The sequence below is a fragment of the Methylobacterium bullatum genome (assembly GCF_014845095.1).
GTDB lineage: Bacteria > Pseudomonadota > Alphaproteobacteria > Rhizobiales > Beijerinckiaceae > Methylobacterium > Methylobacterium bullatum.
Map to the genome: position 1 here is coordinate 1 of NZ_NKUG01000292.1, position 574 is coordinate 574.

The window sequence follows — 574 nt, forward strand, 5'->3', positions numbered from 1 at the left end:
GCCCACGTCCGCAGGCCACGCCTCAGCTCTAGGTGAGCGCGGATCGCCCCGATCCGGTGGAGGCGCACCGGCAATCCCCGCGGGGCTGCGCCTTCCGCCCCGGAAGGCCCCGCCAGCCCCGGATGAACGCTTCGTCTCGGAGGCCCGTCCATTCGATTTCGACGCAGAGGAAGGTCCCCGTGGAACATCGTCAATCGACCGGCTTCGGCCGTCTGTCGACGCAGGCCGGCCTCGCCGCCCTGCTGGGGCTCTGCCTGGCGGGAGCGGCCCGCGCGGAGACGGTGAACAAGACGGCGCAGCCCGGACAGAAGCGCTTGCTACAGGGATTCAGCTACTCCTCGCCACCACCGAGCTGCCGGTCGCAGGCCGCTCTGATCGAGCTCGTCCGGCCACCGCGCGGAGGCCGGATCGAGCAACGGCGGGAATTCGCGATCCTCAATGCCACGGTCGAAGACGACGGCAGCGCGAGAAGCAAACCGGATGGCTGCGAATCCGTGAAGATGGACACGATGTCCCTCTATTATACGGCCCGGCCCGATTTTTCCGGCCTCGATACGCTGTCCGTCGACGTGAC

The 574-nt window shown here is 68.1% G+C and carries 1 pseudogene; it reads left to right on the plus strand.

The features are described from left to right. Nucleotides 1–179: 179 nt before the first annotated feature. Nucleotides 180–574: pseudogene (locus MBTS_RS23210) on the plus strand (hypothetical protein); the annotation flags it as partial.